Source organism: Bartonella sp. HY328, assembly GCF_025449335.1.
Classification (GTDB): Bacteria; Pseudomonadota; Alphaproteobacteria; order Rhizobiales; family Rhizobiaceae; genus HY038.
Genome location: NZ_CP104883.1, coordinates 1587262 through 1600015 on the forward strand (window position 1 = coordinate 1587262; position 12754 = coordinate 1600015).

The window sequence follows — 12754 nt, forward strand, 5'->3', positions numbered from 1 at the left end:
AATGTAAACACGCGATTCGCGATTTTTAGTTTTTCTACAATAACGACAATCATTAAAGAATGAAATATAAGAACGTAAGCATGAATTTTTATCAAAAAATGGCGAGAATACGGCTAATCGTCACATTGTGGCAAAAATACGCCATTTATATTTTTTCTAATGACAGCCATAATAAAACATGATAGAAAATTGGTGATAACAAACTTAGGTAGATTAAACTGCCTAAATGACGCGAGAGTATTTGGGAGGATCAGGTTTTAGGGCGCGTATAACGCTGCCCCCTTAAGTTTAAGGATTAAAACCATCGCGTATAATTATCAAAGCAAGGCTTTCGAGCCTTGCTTTTTTTATGCCTTTTTTTAAACTATTTTAATTTCAGTTTTATGACATAATTGTTACTTATGTATAGATATGGATATATTAAAATAATCTGTAACTTGGTGTCATCAATCGCAATATCTTAATCTGCCGCTAATTTTGATAAATAAGCGAGTAAGCTCGATTAATTCATGAGATATAACACAAAAAATTTTATGGTTTTGCTGATACAAAGACACCACCACTTACAGCAGTTATACATCCTGTTGTTTTTGGATAAGTGAGCGGTAAAGATTTCATTGAACGTATGGCAAGGTATCCCCAAGCTTCCGCCTCGATAAAGGCTGAATTTAAACCAATGTCATCAGCCGCGATAATATCTATATCGAAAGGTTTCCCGAGGAATTGTAAATACTTAATGATCGCTTTATTTCTAACACCTCCACCACTAATAATCAGTTGCTTTGGCTTTTCACTTAAAAACTTAAAAGAAGAAAAAATCTGTTTGGCGGTTAAAAACGCTAAACTTGCTGCGCCATCTTCTAGCGATATGGTTTTATCGGTAAGCGGCTTGAAGTTTCTCCAATCTAGGGATTGTTTGGTGTTTTGTTGATAAACAATATCCAACATAATAGCATCAAGAACTTGTTGATTAACTTGTCCTGCTAGCCCCGCCTGACCATCCTTGTCAAAATTGCCTTGATTATTTAAAGTCATCCATTGATCAATTAACACATTGCCGGGGCCGCAATCAAAGGCAATGATATTATCATCACTTTTTAAATTTGGTGTTTTTACTAATGTGAGGTTGGATATACCGCCGATGTTAATAAAAGCAACTGGAAACTTTAAATAATCATGCCTCATTGCCGCAAGAGCCGCATGATAGATTGGCACGAGTGGCGCTCCTTGCCCTTGATAACGCATATCATTGGCACGCATATCGAAAACCACATCAATGCCCGTTCTCCTCGCAAGCAAAGAGCCGTCGCCTAATTGCAGTGTTAAGCCTGTATTGGGCCGGTGTAAAATAGTTTGCCCATGAAAGCCAATAACATCAATCAAGTCTGAATTTAGTTCAAGCTTTTCTAAAAGTGATTTAACAACCATCACATGTTCTAGGGTTAAATCATGTTCAAGCGCATCAAGTCGATGAGGCCGAGCAGTACGATCTGTAACGCCCTGCGCAAGATCAAGGCTTTGTTTCAAGCGATTGCGAAAATCGGTCGAGTAAGAATGGCTGAAAGTTGATATAATGCGCAATTGGCTAAGACCATCGCTTTCAATTAAGGCTGCGTCAATACCATCCATAGATGTACCGCTCATTAAACCGATCGCCATTTTTAAATCTTGTTTTTTCATTTCGCACCCAACACTGATTCCTTGTTATTTATAACCGATTCATGCTAGCAAGTGATAGCGCGTTTCAATGCGTGCATAATTTCAATTTTATAAATTCAGGAAAGATCGATGTCGGGCTTTAAATCAGATTTTCTTCGCGTCATGCAAGAGCGTGGTTTCATTCATCAAGTTTCAGATGAACAAGGTTTAGATGACCTTTTTGCGAAAGAAACCGTTTCAGCCTATATCGGCTTTGATCCAACAGCCAATAGCCTTCATGTTGGGCACATGATGCAAATAATGATGCTCTATTGGCTACAAAAAACAGGACACCGTCCCGTTGCACTCATGGGCGGCGGCACAGGTATGGTTGGTGATCCATCCTTTAAGGATGAAGCTCGTAAATTGATGACGGTTGAAACAATTGCAAATAATATTGAAGGCATTAAACATGTCTTTTCAAATTACATCACTTTTGGCGAGGGCCCTAATGATGCAATTATTGCAAATAATGCGGATTGGTTGCGCAATCTCAACTATCTTGAATTTTTGCGCGATGTTGGCCGTCATTTTTCGGTTAATCGCATGTTGTCTTTTGACTCGGTTAAATTGCGCCTTGAGCGCGAGCACTCACTGTCATTCCTTGAATTTAATTATATGATTTTACAAGCCTATGACTTTGTTGTGCTTAATCAACGTCATGGTGTGAGCCTACAAATGGGGGGCTCGGACCAATGGGGTAATATCGTCAATGGTATTGAACTCGGCCACCGCATGGGGACCAGCCAATTATATGCACTAACCACACCACTTTTAACCACTGCTTCTGGCGTAAAAATGGGCAAATCTTTAAATGGCGCCGTTTGGCTTAATGCTGACCTTGTCAGCCCATATGAGTTTTGGCAATATTGGCGCAATACTGAAGATGCTGACGTTATTCGCTTCATGAAGCTTTATACAACTTTGCCAATGGACGAAATTGCTCGCCTTGCCCAGCTGCAAGGTGCGGAAATTAATGATGTCAAAAAAATCTTAGCAACAGAAATCACTGCAATGCTACACGGCCGCGAAGCTGCTGAGCTTGCAGCAGAAACGGCCCGTCAAACCTTTGAAGAAGGGAAACTTGGTCAAGATTTGCCAGTGATGGAAATTGCAAGTTCTGAACTTTCAGATGGTATCGGCATCTTATCTCTATTGGTAAAAGCTGGTCTTGTAAAATCCAATGGTGACGCACGTCGCAATATTCAAGGTGGCGCTATCCGTGTTAATGACATTGCCGTAAGTGATGAAAGCCGCATCATCAATAATAGTGATTTAGGTGATGAGAATGTAATAAAGCTTTCTTTTGGTAAGAAAAAACATATATTGGTAAAACCAATTTAATTTCCGAGGCAGGACCTATTAATTTGAACAAAATGCTATAAGACATTTAATAGGTCCTGATCTGATATTCGTGATTTTTTCTATTTAAACATTAATTGATAAACCACGAAACAATGAAAACATCACGAACTTCTGGTGATAATTGTCACGCAGTAAGGTAAAATACCTAATTTCTTTATATCAATAGTTAAGAAGAATAATTTTGCGTTTGATTTTATACGCGTCAGTGTTGCAACTCGATCATAATTTAAATTATGAAATAGGTAATTTGTGATAAGAATTTATATATAAAAAAATAGATGCTTGTGATATTCTAGCTGAGACAAATTTCTTATCAGATGCAAAGACTATAATTCTTCTGCTATTTTTATAAATAGGAAAAAAATGGTTATTCAAACAATTGCCGCTGATTTGACATTGGAAGCACCAGTACTGTTGGTTGAAGATGATCCAATGGTTTATCGCAGGATAAAGACTTTATTACTTGCCATGGGATATGACGAACAAGCAATTGTGCATGCAAGCTCTTTGAGTGCTGCACGTCAATCTATCAAAAATTTGTCTTTTATAGCTTTGGCGCTTGTTGATCTTGGACTTCCCGACGGTAATGGAATTGATTTGATCAGCGAATTGCGAACTAGGGATATCAATCTGGGCATTCTTGTTATTTCTGCTTGGAGTACTCAGGACGTGACTTTTGCCGCTCTGCGTGCTGGTGCAACAGGATATATTGTCAAAGAGCGGGATGATTTAGAAATTGCGTTGGCTTTACGAAGTATTTTGCGTGGTGGCGCACCTATTGATCCATTTATCGCGCGTAGAATTATTAATGAACTACCCCTTCCAAAAGTAGAAGATCAAAATAGTGTCGAAATAGAAAGGCTAAGTCCGCGTGAACATGAGATACTGGTTTTGGTAGCTCAAGGACTAGGTAATCGCGAAATTGCCGATCAGCTTTCTCTATCGCGTTATACTGTTGAATCTCATATTAAACATATCTATCGAAAACTTGCAGTTTCGTCTCGAACCAAAGCTATAAATACTGCTCGCAGACGGGGTCTTATTTGCTAAGATTCATATTATTTTGCTTATTCTTTTTCATGGGGCAAGCATATGCCTGGACGATGAATACAAATACGTGTTTGTTTCAAGTTCTATCGGTTAAGACAACAAAGGCAGATGTGGATGGAAGTAAACCAGCAATGTGGGGCGCTTGGTTAGAAGTTACCTTGCCAGACAATTGGAATTTACGTCGCTCTAGTGTTGAAGATATAGTTTGGTATAGAATTGATTGGCAACGTATATGTGATGGGGGGAAAGTAGTGCCTGCCGCTTTGGTCTTACATTCCATCCAAATAGCCGGCGAGATATATGTCAATGATCAACAATTATGGCGAGATCAGCATCTCTCCGAGCCTTTGTCACGTAGTTGGAATATGCCACGATACTGGCAAATACCAAAAAGCTATTTGCGTAAAGGGATAAATACAATATGGATTAAAGCAATTAGTGTGCCTGGACAGCCAATTGGAATTGGCCGTATTTATTTAGGTGATCCTAGCGAGATGCAAACGCTTCATGATCGGCTTATCTGGAATAGTCGCTCCATAATTCTCGTAAATATCATTCTAATTTTTATAATGGCGATATTGCTGTTTTTTATCTGGATTGCTAATCGAAAGCAAAGTGCTTATGGACTATATGCAATAGCAGCACTGTTCTGGTTGTTTTTTCTTAGTTATTTTGTAACAAATAGTCCGTGGCCTTTCTCGACTACCTATATGAGTGCACGCGTAAATACTATTGCGTTGCTGCTTGCTGGTACATGCTTTTCTTTGTTTATATTGCGTTTTTCGAAGCAAAGATTAGTTCGCGTTGAGTTCTTTTTTTGGGTGGTCATAATAAGTTTAATAACATTATCTATATTTATCAATGATGTAAATATTGTTATTGCCCAAACAGCTGCGGTGGTGGCAATAACACTCATTATTTTATTCTCTTGTCTGCAAACACTTATCTATGGAATACGGCACAAGCTACGTTATATTATCGTTGTTTCATTGGCCTGGTTTTTGGCTTTAATATCTTATATACATGATCTATTACGTTTTTTAAATATGATAGACAGTCCTGTACCGCTGTCAGCCTATGTCGTTATCCTTGTGACGCTTTTAATGATTTGTTTAATTGGCTGGCGTCATGCCCATTATACCCAACAAATTGCATCATTTAATGAAGAGTTAAGTGAAAGTATTGCTAGGGCTAAAAGTGAATTATCAGCAGTTCTTAAGCAAGAATATGCATTGAGTATGGAAAATGTACGCCTGCAAGATCGCTTGCAGATTGCAAATGATTTACATGATGGTTTAGGAGGCTCGTTAGTCCACATGATGGCTTCTATCGAGATGACGAAATCACACTATAGCCCTAAAGAGGTTATCGCAATGTTGAGCCTCATTCGCAATGATCTTCGCCAAGCAATAGATAGTAGTTCAAGTCAAAGTGTAAAGGTTCCCGAAACCCCCAATGAATGGCTCGCGCCGGTGCGTCATCGTTATTCAACCCTTTTTGATGAGTTGGGAGTCGAATTCAAGTGGAATATTGAACAATCATGGCTGATAATTCCAACAGCTATACAATGTCTTGCTTTGACGCGTCTGATTGAAGAAGCTTTGACCAATATCATTAAGCATAGTCATGCTCATTTTGTTGAAATTAGCTTGAAACTACCAAAATGTGATGAACTTATTCTTATTATTGAAGATGATGGTTTAGGTTTTGATGTAGAAGCCGTAGCTCAATCGGGCATGAGTATTGGTATGCGCAGCATGAAAATGCGGATCAGTCGCGTTGGTGGTTCTCTAGACGTAACTTCCACTCCTGGAAAGACACGCTTGATCGCTACGTTAAAATTATAAATTTACCAAATACAATTGGCTGCTTCTTACATTATTTAGCGTCTTGGTAAAAATAGCCATGCTTTTAATTTAGCACAGCTATTTTTGTCGTTTTAAGTCTAGTTTGGAGATAAATTATTGGAGCGTTCAACCTCACGCCATTTGCGGACATTTTGGTTATGCTCATCAAGTGTCTTGGCAAAGGCATGGCCCCCAGAGCCGTCAGCTACAAAATAAAGATCTTCGGTCTTTGGTGGATTGGCAACGGCCATTAATGCATCCTTGCCGGGAATTGCAATTGGTGTCGGCGGCAGGCCATTAATCTTGTAAGTATTATAAGGTGTTTCCTTATCTATGTCTGAACGATAGATTGGGCGTCCAGAGGGCTTACCTGCACCACCAAAAAGGCCATAAATGATGGTAGGGTCTGATTGTAAACGCATATTTTTACGCAATCGATTAATAAATACAGCTGCAACTTGTGGGCGTTCAGATGCAATGCCAGTTTCTTTTTCAACAATGGATGCCAGCGTTACAAACTCATTGATGTTTTTGATCGGTAAATCTGCGGCTCTTGTAGCCCAAATTTCTTTTACCAGTTTGTCTTGGTTTTGTTGTAACCGCCGCACAATATCAGCTCGTGTTGTACCACGTAAAAATGTTACAGTATCAGCCATGAGGGCGCCTTCTGGGGGCATTTTATCACTGGCTAAATCACCTGTTAAAACGTCATTACCGCTAATGCGGTTTAGTGCTTGGGTTACCGTCCAACCTTCAGGTATTGTTATGCTATGCTCGATAGAGCGACCTAAAACCAATATATTCATGACATCGCGCATGGAAGCATGGGCTGGTATTTCATATTCACCAGCCTTTAGCGCCTTGGTTTTTTGTTCCCATCCAATGCCATAGACAAAGATTTGATCATTGGAAATTATATTATTGCTAGCAAGCAGTGTAGAGATTTCTTTTATACCTGACCCAGGTTTAATCCAAATGACTTCAGCCTGTTGCAAAGGGCCCTGGTCATTAAATGTTTTTTTTAAGTAATAAATACCAAATCCAGCGCCTAATGCGGCAAGTATAAGGAGTGAAAAAACAAGGTTCGCTAAAATAATAAAAGGGTTGCGCGCAGCCTTTGAGCGCCGTGTTTTCTTGGCTTTAGCGCTTGTAACCGCATTATTGGGCGCTGGATCAGCCTTGTTTAGTTCCATATTATTTTGCTCATTTGGGGCAGGAGATGTCATCGTAGCTTCTTTATGTTTGGTTTGGAGATTATCCAATTCAATTTCTAAATGGCTTTCAAACCAAGAATATTTTCAAGATAATGTTGCGTCAAGATAAATTTAATTGCTGCAATTTAATTAGATTTTGCTGCTATTTGGTTAAATTAACAAAGGCTTTTGGCTTTTAGATGGCATAAAGTGTTTTTTCTAAGGCCTATGCTGAAATAGACTATGCTATCAGTAGTTGTTAAAAGAAATGCGAGTTTTCTTGCTTAAGAAAGGATGTGGCGTTAAGTCGGGTTATTGATAGGCCTATATTTTTGTTTTGTCGCATTATTATTTAAATTGTGTATAAATGTGCTTGATTTATTTTTGATGGAAAGGAATATCATGTCAGATTCAATTAGCCAAAGATTAAGTGATTTAGGAATTACTATACCGCAAGCTGCGGTTCCTGTTGCCAATTACGTCACTTATGCGCAAAGTGGAAACCAGTTATTTATTTCGGGGCAATTACCACTCAAAGATGGTAAATTATTAGCTACGGGCAAAGTTGGCCAAGATGTTACCATTGAAGACGCTAAAAAAGCAGCGGAAGCCTGTGCGATAAATGTTTTGGCGCAAGCACAAGCCGCTCTTGGTGATCTTAATAAAATAAAGCGAGTTGTCAAAATTGTTGTATTTGTTGCAAGTTCGCCTGATTTCTTTGATATTCCGCAAGCAGCAAATGGCGCATCTGACTTGTTTGTAAATGTATTGGGTGAGGCGGGTAAACATGCACGCTCTGCGGTTGGTGCTGCTAGCTTGCCATTAAATGCCACAGTGGAAGTTGAGGCTATTCTTGAAATTTAAGCTTTAACCGCGAAACTTCCCTTTTTGAATGAAGGCAGGTTTCGCGGTTTTATTAAAAATCTATTCAAAAGTAATTAATAGGTCTTTGGCATCTATTTGGTCGCCTGGCTTTACAAAGACTTCAGCAATTATGCCATCTTTTTCTGCATGAAGTGCTGTTTCCATCTTCATAGCTTCAATAGATAGCAATACATCACCGGCTTGAACCTTGTCGCCAGTTTTTACTGCAACTTCTGAAACAACACCGGGCATTGGCGCACCAATCTGATTTATATTGCCAAGCTCAACCTTCGTTCTGGTTTTAACTGCGCCTGCATGTAGACGATCGGGTACTTTAACGCGCCGTGGTTGGCCGTTAAGCTCAAAAAATACCGTGATCATGCCATTTTCATCGCTTTCGCCAATTGCAAGATTGCGGACGACCAATGATTTGCCCTGTTCAATTTCAACCAATATTTCATCGCCATGGTTGAGGCCATAGAAATAAATTGGTGTTGGCAGCGTGGCAACTGGGCCATAAAGATTGGCAGCTGCGATAAAATCAGAAAAAACTTTTGGATACATCAAATAAGAAGCAAATTCACGGTCGCTAATTTTACGATTAGCTTTTTCTTCTATTTGCCGGCGCTCATTATTAAGATCAGCGTCTTCCAATAATGCGCCGGGGCGTACTGTAAAAGCTTGTTCGCCTTTTAATATTTTTTTCTGGAGTTGTTTTGGCCAACCACTTTCCGGCTGTCCCAAATCACCGCGCATCATTGATACGACCGACTCTGGAAAAGCGATGTCCTTGTTGGGATTTTCAACATCTTCAACACTTAGATCTTGCGATACCATCATCAAAGCCATATCGCCGACAACTTTTGATGAGGGAGTAACCTTAACAATATCGCCGAACATTTGATTTACATCAGCATAGGCTTGGGCAACCTCGTGCCAGCGCGTTTCAAGCCCTAAGGATCTTGCTTGTTCTTTTAAATTGGTGAACTGGCCGCCGGGCATTTCATGAAGATAAACTTCTGATGCTGGGCCTTTTAAGTCGCTTTCAAAAGCCGCATATTGTTGGCGCACCGCTTCCCAATAAAATGATACTCGCCGAATAAGATTAGTATCTAAACCGGTATCATGATCACTTCCCTTCAATGCTTCTACAATAGAGCCAAGGCAGGGTTGCGATGTATTGCCTGACAAAGCATCCATTGCGCCATCAACAATATCCGCACCACTTTCAATCGCTGCCAAAACAGTCGCGGCAGCAATGCCTGATGTGTCGTGGGTATGGAAATGAAGTGGCAACGCAGTTGTCTCACGCAGTGCTTTAAATAATATGCGTGCTGCGTTTGGCTTCATTAGTCCAGCCATATCTTTGATTGCAATAATATGGGCGCCAGCTGCTTCCACTTCACGGGCAAGTTTTAAATAATAGTTAAGATCATATTTAGGTCGAGCAGAGTTTAAAATATCGCCTGTGTAGCAAATAGCTGCTTCACATATTTTATTTTCTTCTAAAACGGCATCCATCGAAAGACGCATATTTTCAACCCAGTTAAGGCTATCAAAAACACGGAAAACATCAATGCCATTTTGTGCAGCTTGGCGAACAAAATATTTTACCACATTGTCGGGATAGCTTTTATAACCAACGCCATTGGCGCCGCGTAAAAGCATTTGCAATAAAAGATTGGGTGCAGCTTCTCGTATTTTATTCAAACGCTCCCACGGATCTTCAGTTAAAAAACGCATGGCAACATCAAAAGTTGCCCCCCCCCAACACTCGAGCGAAAACAACTCTGATAGGCCTTTTGCGTAGGTTGGAGCGATATTAATAATATCATGGCTGCGCATGCGGGTTGCTAATAAGGATTGATGACCATCACGCATGGTCGTATCTGTAATAAGGGCGCGTTTTTGCTCCCGTACCCATGCTGCAAATTGTTTTGGCCCCAATTCATCAAGTCTTTGCTTGGTGCCAGCTTTAATTTCTTGGCTTTTGGTTTGCGGAATAACTGGGGCAGCGGCATTGGCTGCAGGTGTTGCACGCCCTTTTGTTTCAGGATGGCCATTTACGGTTACATCAGCAATATAGGTTAATAATTTGCTGGCGCGATCTTGCCTTTTTACCGATTGGAAAAGCTCTGGTGTGGTGTCGATAAAGCGCGTTGTATATTTATTGGCAGCAAAATTAGGGTGGGAAATAATTGCCTCTAAAAAGGTAAGATTGGTGGCAACCCCACGAATACGAAACTCGCGTAAGGCTCGGTCCATTCGGGCAATAACTTCATCAGATGTTGGTGCCCAAGCCGTTACCTTTTCGAGCAATGGATCATAAAAACGCGTGATGACAGCGCCACTATAGGCGGTGCCACCATCCAAGCGAATGCCAAAGCCAGTTGCACCGCGATAAGCGATAATACGGCCGTAATCCGGGATGAAATTTTGCTCAGGATCCTCGGTAGTAATACGGCATTGCAAGGCATGACCATTTAGCCGAATTTGTGCCTGCGGCGGTACACCAGATTCTGCTGTACCAATCGTTTCGCCTTCAAGTAGCTTGATTTGTGCCTTAACAATATCAATACCAGTAACTTCTTCGGTCACCGTATGTTCAACTTGGATGCGCGGGTTAACCTCAATGAAATAGAATTTTTCTTCATCGGCATCCATTAAAAATTCAACTGTGCCAGCGCCAATATAATTGGTAGCATGGGCAATTTTTAATGCATAAGCAGCAATTTCTTTACGCTGTGTATCATTTAGATAAGGGGCTGGTGCGCGTTCAACCACCTTTTGATTACGCCGCTGGATAGAGCAGTCACGCTCATATAAATGTACAGCATTGCCATGGGTATCGCCTAAAACTTGCACTTCAACATGGCGCGCGCGCTCAACTAGCTTTTCAAGGTAGACTTCATCCTTGCCAAAAGCAGCTTTTGCTTCGCGTTTTGCTTCTAATACTTCGCGGGCTAAATCTTCTTCCTTGCGGATAACGCGCATGCCACGGCCACCGCCACCCCATGATGCTTTTAGCATGAGTGGAAAGCCAACGCTTTTTGCAAGTTTGGTTATTTCATCAATATTGTCGGGCAGGGGCTCTGTTGCTGGTACAACAGGAACGCCAATATCAATAGCAAGGTTTCTTGCTGCAACCTTATTGCCTAATTGGCGCATGGTTTCTGGTTTGGGGCCAATAAACAATATATTATTTTGCGCACAAGCCTCTGCAAATTCGGGACTTTCTGACAATAGACCATAGCCCGGGTGAATAGCATCAGCGCCAGAAAGCCTAGCAACACGGATGATTTCCTCAATCGATAAGTAGCTTTCAATCGGCCCCAACTCGCGTCCTAATTGTGGGTCACGGCCAATTTGATAGCTCTCATCGGCCTTGAAACGATGAAGGGCTAATTTGTCTTCCTCCGCCCAAATGGCAACGGTTTTAATGCCCAATTCATTGGCGGCACGAAATACGCGGATCGCAATTTCTGACCGGTTCGCCACAAGTAGCTTTTTAATGTGCATTATTAAGTTCCTCCAAACCTTATATGCCGATATTTAAATAATATAGTTGCTGACAATGCAAGCGAAACAAAATAGATTTTATAACAATTATTTGTAGTAATTTATTTTATATGTATATATTTAATATTGTTTTGCGTTTCTTTAGGATGATTAGGGTGCAATTAAGCATATATTGTCGACTGCTTTAGCTTTATTGCATGTTCTTAAATTTGGTTTTTTTGCAAATGCACTTTGAGAAAAAACTAGAATATGCAGATAAAAAGCTCTAAGTGGCATATCTTAAGAAATAGACCTATAGGGTGTTGGAGTTGTTATGAGTCGTTTTATTTTAACTGTTTCGTGCCAATCTATGCGTGGTGTGGTTGCAGCCATTTCAGGATATCTTGCCGATAAGGGTTGTAATATTATTGACTCTTCGCAGTTTGATGATCTTGAAACAGGTAAGTTTTTTATGCGGGTAAGCTTTGTGTCAGAACTTGGCGCAAGCTTGAGCGAACTTGAGGATGGTTTTGCAGATATTGCGCAAAAATTTACCATGGATACGCATTTTTACGACTCAAAAGAACGTATGAAAGTTGTCATCATGGTTTCCAGTTTTGGCCACTGCCTAAATGACCTTTTATATCGTTGGCGCATAGGCGCTTTACCAATAGATATTGTTGCAGTGGTATCCAACCATTTTGATTATCAAAAGATTGTTGCTAACCATGATATTCCATTTTATCGCATTAAAGTAACTAAGGAAAATAAGAAGCAGGCCGAACAAGAGCTGATGGATGTTGTTCGCCAAAGCGGTGCGGAATTGATTGTTCTTGCCCGTTATATGCAAATTTTGTCTGACCAGCTATGCAAGGAAATGTCGGGGCGCATTATCAATATCCACCATTCCTTCTTGCCATCTTTCAAAGGTGCAAATCCTTATAAGCAAGCTTATCAACGCGGTGTTAAGCTTATTGGTGCAACTGCTCATTATGTAACCGCAGATTTAGACGAGGGGCCAATTATCGAACAAGCGGTAGAGCGTATTACCCACGCACAAAATGCCGAGGATTTTGTCACCATTGGCCGTGATGTTGAAGCACAAGTTTTGGCGCGTGCGGTTCATGCGCATATCCAACATCGTAATTTTATTAATGGTGGCCGCGTTGTTGTTTTTCCGGCAAGTCCTGGAAGTTACGCGTCTGAACGTATGGGGTAGTTAAATTAATTTTTTAAAAA

At 40.5% G+C, this 12754-nt stretch carries 8 protein-coding genes; 5 read left to right on the top strand and 3 right to left on the bottom strand.

Annotation, left to right across the window (positions count from 1 at the left end):
• Positions 1 to 531: 531 nt before the first annotated feature.
• Complete coding sequence (locus N5852_RS06775; RefSeq protein WP_262099645.1) at positions 532 to 1680, bottom strand: anhydro-N-acetylmuramic acid kinase; 1149 nt, start codon at positions 1678 to 1680, stop codon at positions 532 to 534.
• 108 nt (positions 1681 to 1788) lie between these two features.
• Here N5852_RS06775 and tyrS point away from each other — a divergent pair, with 108 nt between their 5' ends.
• From tyrS to N5852_RS06790, 3 genes are all read left to right on the top strand, one after another.
• Positions 1789 to 3042, top strand: a complete 1254-nt coding sequence (gene tyrS, locus N5852_RS06780) for a tyrosine--tRNA ligase (RefSeq protein WP_262099646.1) — start codon at positions 1789 to 1791, stop codon at positions 3040 to 3042.
• 384 nt (positions 3043 to 3426) lie between these two features.
• Positions 3427 to 4113: a LuxR C-terminal-related transcriptional regulator gene (locus N5852_RS06785; protein ID WP_262099647.1), complete on the top strand. Its 687-nt coding sequence runs from the start codon at positions 3427 to 3429 to the stop codon at positions 4111 to 4113.
• Between the two features lie 53 nt (positions 4114 to 4166).
• Positions 4167 to 5960, top strand: coding sequence for a sensor histidine kinase (locus tag N5852_RS06790; protein ID WP_262099648.1), 1794 nt, complete (start codon positions 4167 to 4169; stop codon positions 5958 to 5960).
• A gap of 98 nt (positions 5961 to 6058) precedes the next feature.
• On the opposite strand, the gene mltG is transcribed toward N5852_RS06790, so the two are convergent.
• Positions 6059 to 7153 (bottom strand): endolytic transglycosylase MltG, encoded by a 1095-nt coding sequence (mltG, locus tag N5852_RS06795; RefSeq protein WP_262099713.1) that lies wholly within the window; start codon positions 7151 to 7153, stop codon positions 6059 to 6061.
• A 402-nt stretch (positions 7154 to 7555) separates the two neighbouring features.
• On the opposite strand from mltG, the gene N5852_RS06800 reads away from it, so the two are divergent.
• Positions 7556 to 8017, top strand: coding sequence for a RidA family protein (locus tag N5852_RS06800; protein WP_262099649.1), 462 nt, complete (start codon positions 7556 to 7558; stop codon positions 8015 to 8017).
• 60 nt (positions 8018 to 8077) lie between these two features.
• Here N5852_RS06800 and pyc read toward each other — a convergent pair whose 3' ends face one another.
• Positions 8078 to 11536 carry a pyruvate carboxylase gene (gene pyc / locus N5852_RS06805; protein ID WP_262099650.1) on the bottom strand — a complete coding sequence of 1153 codons (3459 nt, stop codon included), beginning with the start codon at positions 11534 to 11536 and terminating at the stop codon, positions 8078 to 8080.
• 313 nt (positions 11537 to 11849) lie between these two features.
• Here pyc and purU point away from each other — a divergent pair, with 313 nt between their 5' ends.
• Positions 11850 to 12734: a formyltetrahydrofolate deformylase gene (gene purU, locus N5852_RS06810; RefSeq protein WP_262097087.1), complete on the top strand. Its 885-nt coding sequence runs from the start codon at positions 11850 to 11852 to the stop codon at positions 12732 to 12734.
• The last annotated feature ends 20 nt before the right edge of the window (positions 12735 to 12754 follow it).